The sequence below is a fragment of the Arthrobacter sp. GAS37 genome (assembly GCF_044908325.1).
GTDB lineage: Bacteria > Actinomycetota > Actinomycetes > Actinomycetales > Micrococcaceae > Arthrobacter > Arthrobacter ramosus.
Genome location: NZ_JBIYDB010000059.1, coordinates 1 through 19,625 on the forward strand (window position 1 = coordinate 1; position 19,625 = coordinate 19,625).

Annotated in this window: 19 protein-coding genes and 2 pseudogenes; 9 read left to right on the forward strand and 12 right to left on the reverse strand. The window is 64.0% G+C overall.

The genetic code is table 11. The features are described from left to right. Window positions 1–163: 163 nt before the first annotated feature. Entirely contained in the window at window positions 164–1,162 is a 999-nt protein-coding gene (locus ABH924_RS23590) for a GlxA family transcriptional regulator (protein ID WP_404502784.1), read from the forward strand. Here ABH924_RS23590 and ABH924_RS23595 read toward each other — a convergent pair. Continuing rightward, on the reverse strand, window positions 1,116–1,760 hold the full coding sequence (locus ABH924_RS23595) for a TetR/AcrR family transcriptional regulator (RefSeq protein WP_404502820.1): 645 nt from the start codon (window positions 1,758–1,760) through the stop codon (window positions 1,116–1,118). The genes ABH924_RS23590 and ABH924_RS23595 overlap by 47 nt on opposite strands. A gap of 156 nt (window positions 1,761–1,916) precedes the next feature. Between ABH924_RS23595 and ABH924_RS23600 the strand changes: the two genes are divergently transcribed. From ABH924_RS23600 to ABH924_RS23625, 6 genes and pseudogenes are all read left to right on the forward strand, one after another. Then, window positions 1,917–2,246: a YciI family protein gene (locus ABH924_RS23600; protein WP_404502786.1), complete on the forward strand. Its 330-nt coding sequence runs from the start codon at window positions 1,917–1,919 to the stop codon at window positions 2,244–2,246. An 82-nt stretch (window positions 2,247–2,328) separates the two neighbouring features. Further along, window positions 2,329–2,673, forward strand: a complete 345-nt coding sequence (locus ABH924_RS23605; protein WP_404502788.1) for an EthD domain-containing protein — start codon at window positions 2,329–2,331, stop codon at window positions 2,671–2,673. A gap of 12 nt (window positions 2,674–2,685) precedes the next feature. Further along, window positions 2,686–2,808 (forward strand): annotated as a pseudogene (locus ABH924_RS23610) (transposase); the annotation flags it as partial. Window positions 2,809–3,177: 369 nt separating this feature from the next. Continuing rightward, complete coding sequence (locus tag ABH924_RS23615) at window positions 3,178–4,371, forward strand: MFS transporter (protein WP_404502790.1); 1,194 nt, start codon at window positions 3,178–3,180, stop codon at window positions 4,369–4,371. A 77-nt stretch (window positions 4,372–4,448) separates the two neighbouring features. Continuing rightward, window positions 4,449–5,198 (forward strand): SDR family NAD(P)-dependent oxidoreductase, encoded by a 750-nt coding sequence (locus ABH924_RS23620; RefSeq protein ID WP_404502792.1) that lies wholly within the window; start codon window positions 4,449–4,451, stop codon window positions 5,196–5,198. Window positions 5,199–5,450: 252 nt separating this feature from the next. Then, window positions 5,451–5,909, forward strand: coding sequence for a nuclear transport factor 2 family protein (locus ABH924_RS23625; RefSeq protein WP_404502794.1), 459 nt, complete (start codon window positions 5,451–5,453; stop codon window positions 5,907–5,909). 382 nt (window positions 5,910–6,291) lie between these two features. Here the strand turns inward: ABH924_RS23625 and ABH924_RS23630 are convergent, their stop codons facing one another. From ABH924_RS23630 to ABH924_RS23670, 9 genes are all read right to left on the reverse strand, one after another. Then, the gene (locus ABH924_RS23630; RefSeq protein WP_404502796.1) at window positions 6,292–6,417 is read right to left on the reverse strand and encodes a hypothetical protein; all 126 of its coding nucleotides are present in this window, start codon (window positions 6,415–6,417) and stop codon (window positions 6,292–6,294) included. Window positions 6,418–6,784: 367 nt separating this feature from the next. Then, entirely contained in the window at window positions 6,785–7,063 is a 279-nt protein-coding gene (locus ABH924_RS23635) for a hypothetical protein (protein ID WP_404502798.1), read from the reverse strand. Between the two features lie 2 nt (window positions 7,064–7,065). Continuing rightward, complete coding sequence (locus ABH924_RS23640; RefSeq protein ID WP_404502800.1) at window positions 7,066–8,499, reverse strand: glycosyltransferase; 1,434 nt, start codon at window positions 8,497–8,499, stop codon at window positions 7,066–7,068. A gap of 98 nt (window positions 8,500–8,597) precedes the next feature. Continuing rightward, window positions 8,598–8,831, reverse strand: a complete 234-nt coding sequence (locus ABH924_RS23645) for a hypothetical protein (RefSeq protein ID WP_404502802.1) — start codon at window positions 8,829–8,831, stop codon at window positions 8,598–8,600. A gap of 11 nt (window positions 8,832–8,842) precedes the next feature. Then, on the reverse strand, window positions 8,843–9,031 hold the full coding sequence (locus tag ABH924_RS23650; RefSeq protein WP_404502804.1) for a hypothetical protein: 189 nt from the start codon (window positions 9,029–9,031) through the stop codon (window positions 8,843–8,845). A gap of 97 nt (window positions 9,032–9,128) precedes the next feature. Beyond that, window positions 9,129–10,154 carry a signal peptidase I gene (locus ABH924_RS23655; protein ID WP_404502806.1) on the reverse strand — a complete coding sequence of 342 codons (1,026 nt, stop codon included), beginning with the start codon at window positions 10,152–10,154 and terminating at the stop codon, window positions 9,129–9,131. Between the two features lie 85 nt (window positions 10,155–10,239). After that, entirely contained in the window at window positions 10,240–10,863 is a 624-nt protein-coding gene (locus ABH924_RS23660; RefSeq protein WP_404502808.1) for a TasA family protein, read from the reverse strand. 253 nt (window positions 10,864–11,116) lie between these two features. Beyond that, on the reverse strand, window positions 11,117–12,268 hold the full coding sequence (locus ABH924_RS23665) for a diguanylate cyclase (RefSeq protein ID WP_404502810.1): 1,152 nt from the start codon (window positions 12,266–12,268) through the stop codon (window positions 11,117–11,119). Window positions 12,269–12,465: 197 nt separating this feature from the next. Further along, window positions 12,466–13,281 carry a hypothetical protein gene (locus ABH924_RS23670; protein WP_404502812.1) on the reverse strand — a complete coding sequence of 272 codons (816 nt, stop codon included), beginning with the start codon at window positions 13,279–13,281 and terminating at the stop codon, window positions 12,466–12,468. Window positions 13,282–13,640: 359 nt separating this feature from the next. On the opposite strand from ABH924_RS23670, the gene ABH924_RS23675 reads away from it, so the two are divergent. Further along, window positions 13,641–14,279 (forward strand): TMEM175 family protein, encoded by a 639-nt coding sequence (locus tag ABH924_RS23675; protein WP_404502814.1) that lies wholly within the window; start codon window positions 13,641–13,643, stop codon window positions 14,277–14,279. A gap of 226 nt (window positions 14,280–14,505) precedes the next feature. On the opposite strand, the gene ABH924_RS23680 is transcribed toward ABH924_RS23675, so the two are convergent. Beyond that, complete coding sequence (locus ABH924_RS23680; RefSeq protein WP_404502816.1) at window positions 14,506–15,000, reverse strand: hypothetical protein; 495 nt, start codon at window positions 14,998–15,000, stop codon at window positions 14,506–14,508. 126 nt (window positions 15,001–15,126) lie between these two features. On the opposite strand from ABH924_RS23680, the pseudogene ABH924_RS23685 reads away from it, so the two are divergent. Further along, window positions 15,127–15,345: pseudogene (locus ABH924_RS23685) on the forward strand (DUF4158 domain-containing protein); the annotation flags it as partial. Window positions 15,346–16,510: 1,165 nt separating this feature from the next. Here the strand turns inward: ABH924_RS23685 and ABH924_RS23690 are convergent. Continuing rightward, the coding region (locus ABH924_RS23690) for an RHS repeat-associated core domain-containing protein (RefSeq protein ID WP_404502818.1) at window positions 16,511–19,625 on the reverse strand (3,115 nt) is incomplete at its 5' end.

Genomic DNA, 19,625 nt, shown 5'->3' on the forward strand with positions numbered 1-19,625 from the left:
CGGTCGCCTCCCGCGCCAAAGCGCTGTCGGGAATATCCACGCCCACGATCGATTCAGCCATCTTGTTTTCCTTTTCCTCTTCGGTTGGTGGTCTCTTCCAGCTTCGCCCGGCAGGGTAGGGTGGTGCCATGTCCGTTCGGCCACAAAAACCACAATTTCAGACATGACTCAGCGGGTGGGCTTTATCGTCTTCGACGGCGTGACGATGCTCGACGTCAGCGGTCCCGGCGAGGTGCTGCACCAGGCACTCCGCGCCGGCCTCCCGTACACGTCGGTCCTGGTCTCCCCCCGCGGCGGCAGTGTCACGGCATCCTCCGGGCTGGTGATGGCGGGCACCACTGCGGCGGCCGACGCCGGGCCCCTCGACACGGTTGTCGTCGTCGGCGCCGACCGGCTCACCGAACCGGACCTCGACGACGAGCTGCTGGCCACCGTCTGCACGCTCGCTGAGCGGGCGGGACGGGTTGCTTCAGTGTGCACCGGTGCATTCGTGCTTGCCGAGCTCGGCCTGCTCGACCGCCGCCGGGCAACCACCCATTGGCGGCATACCGAAACCTTGGCCCGCCGCTACCCCCGAGTGCACGTGCAGCCGGATGTCATCCATGTCCGCGACGGCCGGTACATCACCTCGGCGGGCATCACCGCGGGAATTGATCTGGCGCTGTCGCTGGTGGAGGAGGACCACGGGGCGGAGTCAGCCCGGGACATAGCCCGCGAGCTGGTCGTGTTCATGCAGCGCCCGGGCGGGCAGTCCCAGTTTTCCACGGCCCTTGCCATGCCTCCGGCCCGCAGCAGCCTGCTGCGGTCGCTGACCGCAGCAGTGCACGCCGATCCGACGGCCGAGCACACGCTGCCGGCAATGTCCGCGGCCGCAGCGGTCAGTGCCCGGCACCTGACCCGCCTGTTCCAGGCGGAGCTGGGCACCACGCCGGCCCGCTGGGTTGAACGGGTCCGCCTCGACCGGGCCCGGCAACTGGTGCTCGATGGCCACAGCATCACCGCAGCGGCCGAGCGCAGCGGGTTCGGCAGCGACGAAACCCTCCGCCGCGCTTTCGGCCGGTACCTGGGCATCACGCCGACCGAATACCGGACGCGCTTCGCCACCACCAAGCCGGCTATGCGAGTTCCGGGGTCCTTTGAGCGAGGGACTCGATGTGATTGAGCGCGGTATCGAGCGCGATCTCGAGCAGTCTCGGGTTCCGTTGCGCCTGGGTCATGATCAATCCGCCTTGCAGAGCGGCGAACAGCGAGACGGCCAGGTCGTCGGGATCGGCCGTTGCCGGAAGGTCCCCGCGATCCCGCATGGCGGCCAGACCGGACGCGATGGTGCCCTGCCACGTCTGGAAGCCTTCGCTGAAGTCGGCCTGCGTGTCCGGCTCGATCTCGGTGACCTGGCTGACGAGTGAACCAAAGGCGCAACCCCCCACGCAGTGGCGTTCTATCTGCACCTCGACGTGAAAGCGAGCCCATGCCCGGAGCGCCTCGAAGGAATCGAGTGTGCTGGCCAGGGGATCGGTGCAGAGCAGGGCCGCCTTCGCCTGGAATTGGACGACGGCGCGAATGAGTCCGTGCTTGTCGCCGAAGTAGTGGTAGATCTGGGAAGAGCTCACGCCCGCCTCGGCAAACACATCCTCCAGGCTCGTGCCTGCCACGCCGCGCTCGAACATCAGGCGCGCGGCCACCTCGGTGATTCTCTGTCGTGTCGCCTGGCCTTTGGCCGTGAAATAGACCGCAGGCGCCCGCGGGGTCTTTGTTTCCATGGTCACCACCCTACACCTTATGGATCACACATGCCATTATTTTGGGTTTGACATTCCAAAACAACTGATGCAGTGTTGGCACATCCTTCAATTGGAAGGAGCTTTCCAAAATGACGGGCTGGAATCGCCCTTTGCTTATCTGCTGGAGTCTGAACAATGATTGACGAAAACGGCCCCCACTATTTTGTCTCGTTCCAAACGCCGGGCCCGAAATGGGTCCAGGGAGTGAAGTACAACGAGCAGCCCGACTTCCCGGATCATGTCGGCTACATGACCGAGTTGCAGGAGAGCGGCCGGACCGTCCTCAGCGGCCCGTTTATGGAGAAGGTAGGTGGCCTCAGCGGCGTGCTGGAGGACGGTGGCATGACAATCTTCAAGGCCTCAGATCTCGATGAAGCGACCAAAATCAGCGCGGACGATCCGAGTGTGAAGTCGGGCATGCTGAACGTGGTCGTGAAGATGATCTGGGTGCCCTTTCACTCGTGATCGCTCCACTGAGGCCGATGTGCTGACAGGGCCGCTACACCGCGCGGTGCCAGGGCGCAGCCAACCGAATGAACGGAAAATCATGATCAAGATGAACGTGTTCCTCACCCGCCGAGCAGACCTCACGCGCGAGGAATTCAACGAATACTGGACGAACATCCACACCCCGCTCCTCGCGGCGATGCCGGCGAACGCCGAGAATGCCCGCAAATACGTACAGCTCCACAGCACCGGCGAGCAGATCCCTGGCCTGCCGTCCGCCTCATACGACGGGATTGCCGAAATCTGGGTCGACGACCTTGCCGGGGCCAAAGCACTCTTCGTCAACGACTACTACGACACGGTCATCGCCGTGGACGAGGCCAACTTCCTGGACCGGTCGAAGACAGTGTTCCTCTACTCCAGCGAAGACGTCATATTCGGCTAGGGCGATCACCGGCGGATGGTGGTCGAGGGCATCATCTTCCGGTATCGGGCAGGGATCCCCTGAGGGGATCTGCCGGAGACCTTCGGTCCGTGGCAGACAGCCTGGAATTGGCACCGCCGGTTCGGCGGCGACGGTCACTGACACCGACGCGCTCACAAGGCGCACCGGTCAGACGATAGTTCGTCTGTCGGCGGAGGAGTTGCCTCACGGGTAGTGAGTGGATCGGGCAGCGGCTCCCGGGCGCCCCCGGGGTACATCGCCGCGTCCAGGACCGCCGAGTAGTCCCCGGGTCGCGCCTTGCGCGGAAACTGCGCGACCGATGCGACCCCGCTCGTCGCGTCCATGCCGCCGGGCGGGGTTCACGCGATGGGTGGCGCGGAGACACGTCAACACATTATGGATTGTACATACCATTATTTTGGGTTTGACATTCCAAAATAAGTGGCGCAGTGTTGGCACATCCTCCAATTGGAAGGAACATGCCAAAATGAAAGGTCGCCGGAAATGACCTCCACTCTCGCCCCGCAGACGCAAAGCGCCGTCAGGGACAAGTTGCCGCTGGCCGGACTGTTCGCGCTCTTCACTGCGGGATTTGTGTCCGTGTTGACGGAGACGCTGCCCGCGGGGCTGCTCCCGCAAATGAGCAGCGCCTTCGGCCAAAGTGAGTCACTCACCGGCCAAACGATCACGATCTACGCGGTCGGTTCCGCGGTCAGCGCGATCCCGTTGAGCACCGCCATGACCAGGTGGGGACGACGCAACGTCGTACTGGCCGCGCTGATCGGCTTCATCCTCGCCAACACCGCCACGGCGCTGGCCCCCACCATCGGCTTCGCCTTCGGAGCCCGCTTCGTCGCGGGGATCGCGGCCGGCCTGATCTGGTCGAACATCGGCGGCTACGCCGCCCGCCTCGTCCCCGGCAAGCTGCAGGGCCGCGGGATCGCCATCGCGATGGCAGGCACACCGGTCGCGCTCTCGCTGGGACTTCCCGCCGGGGCGTTCCTCGGCACGGTCGTCGACTGGCGGTGGGTCTTCGGCATTGTCACCGCCATCTCAGTGCTACTCGTCGGCTGGGTGCTCTGGAAACTGCCCAACTTCGAAGGCCAGGCACTCGGTGACCGGGTGACGCTCAAAGACGCCGTTATGCTCCGCGGGATCCGCACGATCCTCTGGACCCTCGCAGGCTTCGTCGTCGCGCACAACCTCCTCTACACCTACATCGGCCCGCTCGTGGCCCACGCCGGCATCGCCGACCAGCTGCAGTGGGTGCTCTTCACCTTCGGTGTCGCCTCCATTCTCAGCATCTGGATCATCGGCACCTTCATCGACCGGCACCATCGGAAGCTGATCGTGGCCAGCATGGCCCTATTCGCCCTCGCCGCCCTAGCGATCGCACTCTCCGACGCCGGCACCCTCCTGCTCTACGTCGCCGTCGCCGCCTGGGGCCTCACCTTCGGCGGAGCCACGGCACTGTTCCTCACCGCAGGCTCCCGCGCCGCCGGAACGGCCGCGGACGTGGCCCAGGCCATGATCGTCACCGTCTTCAACATCGGCATCGCCCTCGGCGGCCTCATCGGCGGCATCTTCCTCGCCGGCTTCGGGGTCATCTCGATCCCCTGGCTCGCGTTCATCATCATGATCCCAACCCTCATCTGGGTCGCCCTCGGAAAGACACACGCCATCCCCGCCAAGTTCTAACCCAGAATTCGCCGGCGCCACCGCCGCGAACGTCCAACACCGATTCACTCACAACAGCACAAACGAAAGGCACCACCATGGCTCCCGAGCTAGCAGGAAAAACCGCCCTCATCACTGGATCAACCAGCGGCATCGGCCGCGCGACAGCAGACGCTCTCGTCGCGCTCGGCGCGCACGTCATCATCTCCGGCCGCGACACCGACCGGGGCAACACGGCCGTGCAGGAGATCCGGTCCACCGGCGGAAACGCGGACTTCGTCGCCGCAGACCTCGGCAACCCCGCAAGCGTCCGCGAACTCGCGAAGACAGCCCATACGATCAGCGGCGGACACATCGACATCCTGATCAACAACGCCGGAATCTACCCCTTCGGACCCACCGCCGACTTCACCGACGATCAATTCGACGCCGTGTACGACGTCAACGTCAAGGCTCCGTTCATCCTCTCGGGCGTTCTCGCGCCAAAGATGGCAGAGCGCGGCCACGGTGCAATCGTCAACATCTCGACGGGCCTCGCCTCACGAGGCCTGACCGGCGCCGCGCTCTACGGGTCGAGCAAGGCAGCCGTGGAACTCCTCACCAAAGCCTGGGCCGCGGAATTCGGCCCCGCCGGAGTCCGCGTCAACGCGGTCAGCCCGGGTGCGATCGCAACAGAAGGAACCGCACCCCTCGGCACGAACCTCAATGACATGATCGCGGGCGCACCGGCCGGACGCCTCGGACAGCCCGACGAGATCGCATCCGGAGTCGCGTTCCTCGTCTCCGACGCCGCCCGCTACATCCACGGCGTCATTCTCCCCGTCGACGGCGGCGACGGCGCGGTCTAAACAACCCGCGGCGGCGGCCCAGGCATGCGTCGGGGCCGCCGCCGACACCCGACCATCTCCCGCTCAACCCGAAAGGCACCGAAATGAACACCATGCCGTCCGAACAAAGCGCCCTCATCACGGGCTCGACCGGCGGCATCGTGCGAGCAATCGCCGAGCTCCTCGCCTGAGGCGCGATCGTTCCCGTCGACGGCGGCCTCCGCAACAGCTAGGCCCCCTCCAATCCGGTATCACGCAAACAAAGGACACACCATGACAGCCACACTCACAGCCGAGGATCGCCTCGACATCGCGGACCTGCTCTACCGGATCGGCGCCGGCCTGGACAATGCCGACTCCGACCTGCTGTCGAGCGCATTCGCCAAGGACGCGACGTTCGACTTCGGGCCCGCGGCCCGGTTCTCCGGAATCGACTTCCCGGTGCTCGAGGGACGCGAGCAGATCGTTGGCGGCCTGATCGGCGCGCTCGGGGCCCTCGACACCTTCCACCAGGTCACCAACCCGCGAATCACCGTCACGGATGGTGAAGTCGTGCTCACCACCTTGATCGAGGCTGCCCATTTCCCGGCCGGCGACCACAGCCGCCACTTCCTCATGAAGAACCGACACACGTCGAGGGTCGCGCGCGTCGACGGCGTCTGGCTCGTCACGAGCAACGTCGCCGACGCTGCCTGGGTTGATGGAGACGTGAACGTTCTCCTGGGCCGCTAGCCACCTGGCCTATCTCGTCGGCACCGGATTCCCCGGGCCCGTCCCCGGTTTTCTCTTCACTCCGGTCTTTTCTTCGCGGGCCAACCGGCTCGAACGAATGTCGGGAGGGCCGCCGCACCACGGCGAACCCAACACTGCTGGTCACGAGCGGCGTCCCGCCGTTCACCGCCACCAACAAGCGCGGCCCCCGGAGTGCCGCGCGCTACCTCAATGTCAGAAGGAAGCTGGCCGGTGGCACTACCGACCCGGACCCGCATTGTCGTCAGGGACGAAACAACCTGTTCAGCTAAGCTGAATCCATAGATTTCCTTTTGCAGAGGGAAAACCCCAGGGGCCGGCACATGCCGGCCCCTGGTTGCTTAACCACCAACCAGCCCCCCGGTCAATGCCCTGCCATCTGCCACAGCTCCAGACCCATCCTTGCCGCCGTCAACAGCAGTGCCCCAGGCGCGATCCAGACGCCGGCGATCTGCCAGGCACTGGCCCGCGGCCGCCGTCCATCCTCCATGCTTCCCCTTCCCTCACCCAGTGGGGAGACCATCCTAGAAGCCAGGAACGACACCCAACCGGCCCGCCGCCGCAGCCCGGATGCGTTGTGCACCCGATACCCACAACCACCGCGGCAAACCAGCCACAGACTGTGGACAACCCGGGCCCGACCATCCACAGAAAAGACCCGGCGCGCCCCCGGAACCCGGGCGCGCCGCTGCGGTCCACCCAGATCCGGAGAACTCAGGTATGGGACAGGCCTAGCGGGCCAGATGGTCCGGAAACCGGACATCGGTGGGAGCCAGCCCCGGGCGCGCTCCTGGTGGAGTCCGTTATTCCGAGCCGTCGATATTCCAGTCTCCAGCCACGGGAGCTACCCAATGGGCTTAGCCGGACCCGGGTCCTTGTCTTGACCGGGTGTTGACGAAGTCCGTGGCCTCGTTCACGGCCGGGGCATCGGGGTGGATGCTCCGGGTCTCCGAACGCTGGTTCCGGGTGCGGATCCAGTCGCCCGGGTGCAGTTTCGGGAGGATTTTGGCGATGGCCAGCGCGCCGTACATCAGGGTGTTGATGGCAACGAAGGTCGCCAGGACGGCGAACCAGTCGGAATGCAGGAGTTCCTCGGGGAACAGGATTCCGGCGGGAAGAGCAGCGTAAATAGCCATGATCACTGCACCTTCGAAGTTTCGCCGGTCTGTGCATGGTTGAGGTGTTTCCATTTGGCTTGCCGGCCCAGGGAGATGTCGATGATTCCCCTGACATAAACGACGTTGAGGAACATATCGAAGAACAGCTCCGGAAAGAGCGTGACGGCCAAGAAGCGTGCCCGCCAGCCGCCCTTCCACGCCGTGACAACCCGTTCGATCGAGAAGACGACGCCGATTCCCAGCCAGAACGGGAACCAGACCCAGATATCGAGCGACAGCACCATCAAGAGGACCAGCAGGAGGTAGGCGCTGAGGGCAATCACTCCGTAGCCGATGCCGAACTGCTGTGCCCAGTAGCGAAGTGTCTGGGGCGTGGCGCCGTAAGCCCCGAGGTTTTCCAGGGCGCCCCGCTGCCAACGGAGCCGCTGTGCCCACAAGGTGCGGAAGTTCGGCATCAACTCGGTGACGACGGTGCATTGCATGGGGGAAATCATGAGGCCGCCGAGGGACTTCAGGGCAATCGTGAGTTCATTGTCCTCGGTCAGGGATGCGGTGTCATATACGTCTCCGCGAATTCCCGGGATCGATTCACCCCGGCCCCGGGCTACGGTGCGCAGTGCGCGGGGACGGAAGATCGAGGCCGTGCCGGTCAGCACAAAGACGCGGCCGCGCCGTCGTCCGATTTCACGGGAGTACCGGATGTATTCGTTGCGCTGGAACTGGCCGACAATTCCGTGTCCCTCTTCCCCGTAAAAGAGGCCCCCCACGGCCATTAAGGCCCTGTCATTGCTCAGCCGCGCAACCGCGACCTCCAGGAACCCATCGTCAAGGCTTGTGTCGGCATCCATCACCATGACGATGTCGTTATCGCCCTGGCCGGGGAGCAGCCACTTCAGTGCCTGGTTGAGTGCGCCGGCTTTCTTCTTCGTGTTGTTCACCGATTCGAAGACCTCGACCCCGGCCTCGCGGGCAAGGGCGGCAGTTGCGTCCGTGCAGTTGTCGGCAACCACAATCACGCGTTCCGGGCGATGCGATTGAGACATCAGGGAGGCAATGGTGGCCGGCAACGAAGCTTCTTCGTTGTGTGCGGGGATCAGCACGGTCACCGTGACCGGGCCGGCGTACACGCCGCGGGTTTCCGCCATGACGATCTTCGGGGCCAGCGGTGTCCGGGGATTCGCGGAGCGGCGTGATCTGTTCGCGATGCGCCGCTCCAGCAACGCCACCCCGGCCGAGAGCAGAAGTGCAAAGGCGATGGCCGCGAGAATCACGCGGGGTTGCGGCGCCTCCGAGTCGTAGAGAATCCTCCAGACGCCCAGGACGATGCCCTCGGCCCGCGACTCGGCCGCTGAATTTCCCGTCGCGGATATGGCGAACGACAAAAGGGCCGCCGCACCGCCGACCGTGACGGCGATGACGATGCCGACCATGCGTTGAAAGAGACCTTGACCCATGCGCGAATGCTAACAGTGCTTCTTCACCTGGAAGATTCATTAGGCGCCGCCATCGGATCCGCAAGGTTGGTCAGGGCATGACCTAGAACGCCGCGGAGTCAGCACACGACGGTGCCCGTGAAGGGTTGACCTATCCACACATTGCCGGTTGATACCTGGTACAGCCCGTGGATCTGGTAGGTCCAGGTGCCCTGCGTTGCATTGGGTTTGGTGAACGTTCCGGCGGTCGTCTTCGTATTGCCACCGCCGGGGTTCGCCACCGTGAAATCGTAGGACGTGGCGCGTGGCACCGTTCCGTAGCTAACAACAACGATGCTGAGGCTGCGTGCCACGCAGGTGGCCATCACACTTGCGCCGGTGGTGCAGGCAGCGACATCGTCCCGACGCTGGTTGAATCGGAGTCCATTCCAGTGAACGCAGCTTGGGCGATACCGGGAGCGAAAACCAGGATGGCAGCCGCCGCCAGGACCGCCGCGACCCGACCCAACGCAGGCGTCTTCGCGACGTCGGCGGTGCTTCGGCTTCTACGCAAGGTTGGCGGCTTTCTGTCAGGCCCGGGGGTCCGATCTCATTCTCACCTTTTGATGTGGCAAAAACAGCGGGCCCGGTTGGGTTCTATCGGGACATTCTCAGGCGGCGCGCCGGGCGTTCGTGGCGACCAGTGCTTTTTCCAACTGTGGCAGGTGCCGCCGTATTTCTTCGCCGGCTTCAACCGCAGCGGTGTGATCGGTCATCACCAGGGCTCGTTCCAGGCGGCCGCAGTGCTGTTCCATCCGGAGTGCCCCGACCATCGAGGAGCTGGTTTTCAGGCTGAGCACTGCGTTCATGGCCAGTTCACTGTTCCCGGTGCTCAACGCATCGCTGATCCGGTCCACCCGTTGTGGCAGCATCCTGGTGTAGGTGGCCGCAAAGTTCCCGGCGGCCTCCTTGCTTCTCAGCTCCCGTGCCAGGCGCTTGAGGGGGCTGCGATCAAAGGCCGGCAGGAGGCGTTCCGCCCGGCGGTCAACCCGTAGCGCTTGGCTGGCGGCGTCGTCGTGTTCGGGCTTTTTCCGCCAGATGGAGACGAGCACCATGACCACCAGGGCGGCCGGAGCGCCATACATCAGGACCTTCAAGACGACGGGATCACGAAGTGCCCGGATTGCGTTGCCGAGGTAGGGAACCGTGAATACCTGCCGGTCCACGTGGCCTCCTGCCAGGGTTGCTGTCCAGGGGTCGGCGCCGTTGTTCGCGTCGCCCTTGGTGCGGACGGTCGCGGTGCCTTGGCTGTTCGCTGCCAGGTCGATGATCCGGTGGGTTTCCACCCGCTGGTCCTCCACCGGAATGTGGTAGGTGATGATGTCCCCGACCTTGAGGTTCTGGACCGCCACGGGAACGGTGACGACCACGTCTCCCGGGTTGATCAGCGGCGACATCGAGCCGGTGAGCATGGTGCTGGTCTCGTAGCCGAAGACGCGGGGCCCGACGGCGAGGAACAGGAACGCGACAACCGCCGCGACCATCAACGTGGTCGTGATGAGCCGAACGAAGGACCGGGCTATCCTCGAGCCAGTGCCGTGCTTATCCCTGGTGCCCGGCTTTTCGGTGGCCGGCGTCGCCGTCGTCGCGTCAGCCCGGGTGACCGGTGGCGTGTCGCGGAACAGTGATGCGGTCATGGCTGGGGGTTCCGTTCCTAAGGGTGGCCCTCCGCGTCGCGGTACTTCTGCTGGATGCGACGGCGGAGGGCCGGGGTATGGCTATTTACTTGCTGGTTGCGGTGCGCTGGGTGCCCGTGAAGTTGAAAGCGACGGTGCTGCTCAGGCCCTGGAAGGTGTTGTCTGCCGTTGACGGCAGCGTCAGCGTGACCCGCAGGTTGTCGGTCTGGCCTGCGTTGACCGTGTTGAGGTTGTTCAGGGCGAGGTTCGACCCGGTGACGGCGTGGGAAGCCAGTACCGAGGTGGTGGTGCCGGAGCAGGTGTAGGTGTAGGCGGGGGCGGTGCCGGCCTCGGTCCACGGGACGGAGCAGTTGTCGATAACCATCTGCAGTCCGTTGGTCGCGTCAGTGTCCAGCTTCGAGGTCGGCAGGGCCGAGGTGGTCAGGGTGATCGCCGAGAGCCCCTGGTTGCCGGTGGCGTTGCTCAGGGTGGCTGTGCGCTGCACGGTGTCGCCGGGGACCAGACCCGAAGCGGCGACGCTGAGCCGGTTCCCCGGGGTGTTGGATGCGCCGAGTGCGATGTTGACGGTGCCGGAGGCGACGGTGTTGCTGGCCGAGGTGCTGGAGGTGAAGGCACCGTAGGTTCCCAGTCCCGCCACGCCGGCAGCAGTGCCGACCAGGGCCAGGGATGCAATGACTTTGCCGGTGGTGGTTTTCAGGTTGAGACCCATGATGTTTTCCGTTTCTTGAAGCCCGTGAGACCGGGACTTTGCTGTCCGTTGATTTCTACTTTCCACGTTGAGTTTTAGGAAGCTGCAAGGACCCCGCAAGGAATTCTTCAAGTTTGGCTAAGTTTTCGATCAAGTAGTTTTCGAGTGGTCGGGGCGGCCACTCTGTACCTTCCGGGTAGTGGAAGCGAGTAGCCGGCTCATTAGCCACGGTGGACGTCGGGGATCGGCCGGCCCATGAGTCCCGCGCCCAAGGCTAGGTGTAGGAGGCCCCGATGATTGAGCGGTTCCGGCCGAGGCTTTTGGCTATGTACAAGGCGATGTCCGCGGCGGAGATGAGTTGCTCCAGATCCGCGGCGTCTTCCTCGATGGGGATGATGCCGTAGCTGGCCGTGGGCATCGTGAAACCGGCCGCCGCGCCCGCGGCTTCAAAGCGGTCACTGATGTCGGCGGCGATCGCCTGTGCCCTCAGGGCACTGACCCCGGGCAGGAGAAGAACGAATTCCTCTCCTCCCATCCGTCCGGCGAGGTCCCCGGAACGGACTGCTGCCCTGCACGCTCCAGCGAAGGCCTTCAAGGCTGTGTCCCCTGCCGCGTGCCCGTGGTTGTCGTTGATGGATTTGAAGTGGTCAAGGTCCGCCAGGACCAGGGCGCCGTGGTTGCCGTCCACGCGGAACCTTCGGAGCCTGTCGCCGGCCGCGTCAAGGAATCCGGCACGGTTGAGGAGCCCGGTAAGTCCGTCCTGGGTTGCGGCGGTCCTGAGGACTTTGGTCTGGTTCTCGCTGCTGAGCGCGAACATGCTGAACGAGGCGACCGCCAGGAAGGCCATGCCCATCAGGGTTGTGGGCGCCGGGCCGACATAGGTGTTGTACCAGGATCCGCGGGGGCCGTCGAGAACGAAGGCGAGGAGGCGGCAGAAATAGAACGCGGCGACCGAAGCGGCGGCGATCGCCATGGCCATACGGAGCCTTGAGACTTCCGTGTCTCCCAACGCCAGCTCCCGGGCTGCGAGCCCGATCATCAGGCACATCATGACCAGGAACACCAGATCACCGGCCCAGGGATTGGTGGCCGGGCTGTCCACGGCGGCGGCCAGCGCGGAGCATGCCGGTCCTCCCGCCAGTATCCAGGCAGAAGCCGGGACTGCTCTCAGGGAGCGGGCGCTGGCCCAGATTGAGGCTGCCCCGCCCACCAGCAGAGCGTTCCCGACAGGGTTGGCCAGCCAGCGGTTGGGGGTCTCCTCGAGCAGGAAGGTGGCGGATCCGGCCAGGAACAGGGCCATTGAAACGCACCACCACGCACTGTACGGGGACCGGGTGCTTCGGAAGTCCGCGAAGTAGAACAGGACGCCCAGCGTGAATGCCACCACGGCGAACGCCACCCAGAGGCTTTCAGTGTCAAGGTTCATTGCCAGGTACCGCCGGTCCGCCGGAATCTGTTTTCAGTTGAGTGGTCACTGTCGCACACACCGCGATGGAATCCGGGCGTGACGCACCGAAACGACGGCACCCCCGCGGTCGCTTTCGTCCGTGTGCGACGGACCGGCAGGTAGGTCCATGTCTCCGCCACGGGACTTGCGGGTCTGGAAGTCATGGCCGCGGACTCCTACAGGCCGAGCTTCACTGTCTCCGCACCAAGATCAGCTCCTCCCGTGGGGAGGCTGGCGAGTGAGACGAATTTGACGAACTTACCGATGATCCCCGTGCACGAGCCTCTGCAGCTTGGCGTTCCAGTGTTGTTCCAGGACTGGGACGGGAAGTTGAATCCAAGGATCTGGAACGCGGCGAAGCCCTTGATATGGAAATTTCCGCTGGCATCGATACTGTCGAAGACCGGCAGAAGGACCGTCTGGCCTTCCAGGGACGTGAACGCCGGCTTGCACAGCTGCTGGTTCGGCATGCTATCGCCGTTCTTCGACGAAACTGCCGGATTGGCGATGGTCACCGTTGATCCGCAGACGGCAGAGGTGTCCGGCGTCAGCCAGCCGAAGCCGCCGGGAACGATCTGTCCGGACGGGCTGTCGCTGACACATGTGGTGGATCCGTGGAGGGACAGCAGCTGCACCGTGCCGGAGAGGTCGAACTGGCATTCGGAGAAGGTCACGGGCAGTGCGGTCGTGAGTCCGGACGGGGACCCCCACTTCGCGGTGGAGGAGGCCGGGACGTCGGCACGCGGAATGCCGAAAATTCTCGCGAACAAGAGCGTTACCCCGCTGCCGTTAGCGTCTCTGGCGGCCGATGTCACTACGACAGTGCCGGGTGAAGGAAACGACGGCGCCGGCGCGTCGGCCATGCCGCTGTTGCTATTGGCTTTCGCGAGCTGCAGGGCGGTCCCGGAGGCTGCCGACACACACAGTGCGGTGCCCCGTTTGGCGCAGTCCTGGGCGATAGCCAATGCCGCCGCATCCGCACCGTTCTGCATCTGGGCCTTCTGGGCTTAAAGCATGCCTTCGTCGACGGCGATCGCCGCGAACCCGAGCAGCACGACCATGAGCAGCGCCACCATAACCGCGACCGCGCCACGTTCCTTCTCTCTCATCAACAGAAAGCCCCCAATGAACGTGCGCAGGAACGGTGCCCGGAACCATCATGCCCCGCCCGCAGCCGCCGCGCGGCTGGATCCGACCAAGATGAGAAAGTACTAGGCAAGTCCTTGGCAAGCCTTGCGCAAATCCTGCGTTTTAGTCACCTGCACCAACCACCCCGGACTCCGGTGAGGGTTCCGGTCGCGGTGGCGGACGCCGAGTTCGCTTCGGACGGTTGTCGGAACATACTGAATGAATGCAAACAACCCGCGGCTTGGACAGGCTTGTTTTCTTCACGGATGCCGTGACGGCTATCGCCATCACTCTGCTCGTGCTGCCGCTGGTCGACTCCGTCACCCAGGCGGCCCACGACGGGTTGAGTGCTGAGCAATTCATCGGGAACAATTACGCGGCGATCTCTGGCTTCGCCTTGAGTTTCGTGGTGATCGCCCGGCTCTGGCTTGCCCACCATTCGACGTTCGAGCATGTCAGGTCCTACAGCAGTCCACTCCTGTTGCTCAACTTGTTTTGGGCGTTCACGGTGGTGGTGTTGCCGCTGCCGACGGAAATGGTGTCCCAGTTCAGGACTTCGCCCCTCTCGGTCGGCGTCTACATCGGGACGATGGCAGCGAGCAGCCTCACGCTCACGGCCATGACGCTCTTGATCCGGAAGCATCCGCAGCTTGAGATGGAAGAGAATCCCATGCCCGGCCGCGAAGTGTTCTCCAACGCCGTTTCGACGATCGGGTTCTTCATCGCCCTTATCGTGGGAGTGCTCGTGCCGGCCGTCAACTTCTACGCGCTGTTGATTATTTTGCTGACCGTCCCACTGCAGCGGGTCTACGATCGACGATCAGCTGCCGCGCGGCTGGCGCCAGCCGCGCAATCATCTTAAGGCGGAGTTCTGGCGTTTTCTGGTGTCACCGTTGGGTTGCTGTGCAGTCTCGGGATTCAGAAGACTGAGGTCCTTGACTAGTGCGAGTGGTGCCGGTGCCTGCCAATCCGTTCCCAAACGTCGGCTCACTCGTTGCTGCATTCAATACAGCATTGAGACATGGCGGAAGCCTTCACTTGTGGCGTCTGACATCAAACTCTTATCGTCATTCTGAGTCCCTTGAATTTCAGGGGATATCGAAGGGTGATGAAACCTCATCCGGGTGCAACTCGGGTCGGACCCGCAGCAGGCGCACTGGATGCCGGAACGAGCGGCCGGACCACGCCACGTCCGCCGAGACTTCCACGACAAGCGGTTCCACCAGCGTCAGACGCACCGTGCCCCGTTCTTTGCTGAACCTGTCCAACATCGTCTCGGTGATCTCTTCCGGCCACGGATGATCCCCGCGAGATGCCCGCAAATGCATCGCAAGGGATCTGCCGGCATGCGCCGACAGGGGAGTGGAGCGGCCGACAATCCGCAGCCGCCCGGCAACCGGAAGACCGACCACCGCAGCGGTCGGTTGCGCGCGCGGGCCGATGACCGCCGCGCAGATCTTCTGTACCCTGAAATCTGTTGTTGCGCGCGGCGGAATATCAATCGCCTCCCCGCCGGACCCAGCCCTCGAGACTAGAGGACACCCCGGCGACACCCAACCGTGGTAGTCCACGGCAAGGACCAAGCCGAGGGAGAGTGCCACAACGCCGAGTGCGGCGTAGGCCCATGGACTATAGGTCTCCGGGATTGAGTAGGAACTGAACAGCGGTTAGCGGTAAGACCGCTTTTTAGGTGCCGGTACGATCGCTGCATGGCTTTGGATTTCCTCAGTGATGCCCAGATGGCTGGGTACGGTCGTTTCCAGGGTGTTCCGGTGCGGTCTGACTTGGAACGTTATTTCTTCCTGGACGACACGGACCGTGCTTGATCGGCAAGCGTCGTGGTGAGCAGCGCCGGCTTGGATTTGCCGTCCAGGTCACAAACTGCCCGTTTTCTTGGGGCGTTCTTGGAGAATCCGCTGGATGTTCCGTGCCTAATTTGGACATAGGCCCCAAAATCTTGAACCTTGACTCCTACCTGCTCGGAAACATAATCCACCGCCGCGGGGTCGAACTCATCAGCCCCGCCTGGGAATCTTGCCTCATTCTCGAAGAACTTGAGCAACAACGCGGCCCCAGGCGCGTGGAACCAGGCATCTGACCGAGCAGGTCAAAATCGCGCCCAACCAAAGTCCATTCCTCAATGAGCGCAGTCACTCCACCACAATCGCACGAACCGGTCCTTCAAACTTGGCGGCTCAGGACAGCTACAAGAGCACTGGGTTTCCCGTGGGTTCAGGTCAGACGACGTCTCGCAGCGGCAAGACTGCATTCTGTCTCCCAATCCACCGCGTAACTGCAGTCCTCGTAACGCTTGAGCGGGACGAGTCAATCTGGGAGGTCTTCCTGTGCCAGAGTATCGCTGTACCCGGGACGGTTGGTTAGGTGTTTTCCCGACGAATGGAGAATCTGGTCGTATAGCGTACTCTGACGTCTCCCCCGTTCAGCCACTATCCCTCTTGCCGGTTCCATAACAGCTCACTGAACGAGATGTCCGGCCCCATGTTCGCAAAGATCCAACGTCGTCAAGATGAACTCACCCTGGTAGAGGACCGAGGGAGCTACCGCCAGGTGAAGGTGCGCCGTCACCGGATCCGGTCGTCATATCGAACCGGGTACCCGAGCTCTTCCGCTGCTCCAAGGACGCCCTCCGGCCATTCAGCTAGAAATATCCACGGCATGTTCTCCTTGGCGAGGAAGTTCACCCGCGTCCACAAATAAACGACATGAGGACGCCCCGGATAAATCTCGCGGACGGCGGAACGCTCGAGCCGCCAAGGGCCGAAGTGGCGTGCGAGCCACCGGGCTCTCAACCGGAACTCAAGCTGCGAGGGGCTCATGGTGAGGATGACCCAGGGTCCAATGATCCTGAACCGCCCGGGGATTGCGAGCCCACCCCTGAAAACATATTCCATCGGTCCCTCTTCGGATTGCAGTCGGTATGTCTTAGTCTTCCTCCAATCGGCTGTCTTAGAGGAGAAAACTGGCTTCACCCCCGGTCAGTGATCAGAGATGTAGATGCCAGCGCTAACACCAGGCATCTGAAGAGCGCGGCTAGGAGGTCCGATTCCAGGACTTTGAGGTGGGATGTTCATTTTAGAGGATTCCTGGGATTGGCATCAGTGGTGACCATGGAATTGGTGCGGATGATTGTGTCGTTGTGATGCTCCTGCCGCCGTGGATCTCTGCCGGGAGTGGGGTCGGGAGTAGAGCCGAGAAGCCGACGTCAACGTTCAGTTCCCCACCGATGACGTGGTCGCCGGGGGCTCCGCAGCTCTTGCCACCGAAGGCGCCGCCGCCGATGCTGGCAGGTTCCAGTACTGACAGGCCGCCGTATGTATAGGGGCCTCCTAGCTGATCCACTGTTCGTGCTGAACTTACTTGTATATTGGCTCCGGCTGAAAGGGAGGGGGTTTGCACTCCGGCTCCGCCTGTTTCCGTGAAGCCGACTGTGAGCGAGCCATCAACGTCGTTTCTGGCCCCTACGACGCAGACTTGTCCGAATCCGCCGAAGAAGAGTCCGGCACTGGCTGACAAGCAAAATCCGACGGAAATCATTCCGGTGGGGTCATTCCGGTTTACCGGGTCTCCGGAACCGAAATTGTAATGTTCCCCTGTCGCCGCGGTGAGGGGATCGACGCTGAGGAATTGGGTGGTTGTGGGGTCGTAGTAGCGGGCTCGGAGGTAGTAGAGGCCAGTGTCGATGTCCTGGGCTTGTCCGTTCCAGCGCAAGGGGGTGTCGGCGGTTCCGGTTTTGGTGTTGAGGTTGCCGTCGGCGTCGTAGGTGTAGCTGGTGGCGACGGCGCCGGTTTGGTCGGTGAGGAGTCTGGTGGAGCCGTATTGGTCGTGCTGGTAGTAGAGGGCGGTCCCGGTTGCGTCGATCTGTTCGACGGGGTTGCCCGCGTCGTCATAGAGGTAGCTGGTGGTCCCGTCGGTGAGCATGAGGGGCACCCCGGCGCGGGTGTCCCAGGCGTAGTGCTGGGCTGGGCCGGTGGCGGGGGTGCGGGCGGTGCGGAGGCCGTCGGCGTTGTAGGCGTAGGTAGTGCCGTTGGCGGCGGTGAGCCGGTTGGCCTGGTCCCAGGTGTAGGTGGCGGCGGTGCCTCCGGGGGCGGGGCCTGTGAGCCGGTTGCCTTGGGTGTCGTAGGTGATCGCCGTGGTGGTTCCGGAGGCTATGTAGCCGGTGGGCTGGCTGGCGGCGTCGTATGTGAGGGTCGCCCCGGTGGCGAGGGTGGTGGTGTTTCCGGCCGGGTCGTAGGTGTAGGTGCCGGTGTTGACAGCGGCGAGCTGGTCGCGGCTGGTGTAGCTGTAGTTCTCGGCCGGTTGGGTGATCCCGGTGAAGGTTGCCGCGGCCAGGGCGCCGACGGGGCTACGGGTGTAGGCGAAGGATGCCAGGGCGGTGCTTCCCGGGCCGGTGTCGGTGATGGCACTGAGATGGTCGGCTGCATCGACTGTTGTAGCGGCTGTGACGCCGTTGCCGTAGACGGTTGAGGCGGTGTTGCCGTCGGCGTCCGGGGTGAACGTGGTGGTGTGCCCTGTCCAGTCGGTGATACCTGTGAGGTGTCCGGCGGTGTCGTAGGCGCGGGTGACCGTTTGTCCGTTCGGATAGGCGAGGGCGGTGAGGTGCCCGGCGAGGTCGTAGGTGTATCCCGTGGCTTGTCCGGCGCCGTTGGTGGAGGCGGCGAGCCTGCCGAGGGAGTCGTAGCTGTTGGTGGTCGTGCCGGTGCCGTCGGCCATGGTGGCGCGGTGCCCGGTTGCGGTGTAGGTGAAGGTCTCGTTCGGGGTGGCACCACCGGAGTAGCTGGTGCCGGTCCGGTTCCCGGCGGTGTCAAAGGTGTTGGTGGTGGTGCGCCCGGACTGGTCCGTCACGGTGACAGGGTGCCCGGCGGCGTCGTAGGCGTAGCTCGTGGTCCTGTTGAGCGGGTCCGTGGAGGAGGTCAGCCGGTTCAGGGCGTCGTAGGCATAGCTGGTCGATCGCCCGGCTGGGTCGGTGGTGCTGGTGCGGTTGCCGTCGGCGTCGTAGCCGGTGGTGGTGGCGGTGCTGTCGGGGTTGGTCACGGTGGTGGGCCGGTTGAGGGTGTCGTAGGCAGTGACGGTTGAGTGACCGTTGGCATCGGTGACGGCGGTCAGGTTCCCGTCCGCGTCGTAGGTGTAGGTGATGGGGTGGCTCAGCGGGTCCGTGACCGTGGACAGGTGCCCTGCGGTGTCGTAGTTGTTCGTGGTTGTGTTGCCGCGGGGGTTGACCGTGGTCAGGCGGCGGCCGAGGACGTCGTAGGTGAACGAGGTGGTGTTTCCCAGCGGGTCGGTGGTGGAGGCCAGCGATCCGGCGGAGCCATGGGTGAGGGTGGTGGTGTGTCCGTCGGGGTCGGTGATGGCGGTGATGTCGCCCGGGTGGGAGGTGTCGGTATGCGCGTAGCTGGTGGTCGCGGTCTGGGAGGTCCCGGTCAGTGGGGTGGAGATGCTCAACGGGTTGCCCGCGGCGTCGTAGCTGTAGGTGGTGACGGTCCCTGCGGCGTCCGTGGCGGTGGTGACCTGGTTCAGGGTGTTGTAGGTCCAGGACCGCTGGTGGCCGGCGGGGTCCGTGGCGGTGAGCCGGTTCCCGGCGCCGTCATACGTGGCCGTGGTGACATGGCCCAGAGGGTCGGTGACGTTGGTGATTTCGAAGGTGTTCTGGTCATAGGCGTAGAGCCATGTGCCTTGCTGCGCGGAGCCGGCACCGGCGATGCGCTTGATTAGTTGCCCGGACCGGTAGGTTTCCTTCGTGACCCGCCCGCCCGGGGATGTGATGGTCATCTGCCCATCGGAGCCGTCGACCCCGTAGGAGAGGAGCAGGTCCCCGGCCGGCGTCGTTTGTTTGATGACTCGCTGCGCTTGGTCGTAGTTGTTGACAGTGGCCGTGCCGCGGGGATCCGTGATGGAGGTGAGTAGGTTGGAGCCGTTGTAGCCGTACCCAGTAACAGCGCCGCCGGGGGCAGTGTAGGAGGTCAGCCGCCCCGCGCTGTCGTATTGGTAGGAAAAGACCCGTCCCGCGGGGTCGGTGGCGGTGGCGATCCTGCCGCCGGCGTTGTAGGCGAAGGCCAGGGCCCGTCCTGCAGCGTCGGTGGCGGTGGTGAGTTGTCTGGGCTGCCCTGGAGATTTCGGACAGCGGTACCCCATGAAACGATGGGGATTACCGGAATGAGGAATCACCAGAATGTCATCAACCCGTCGCAGG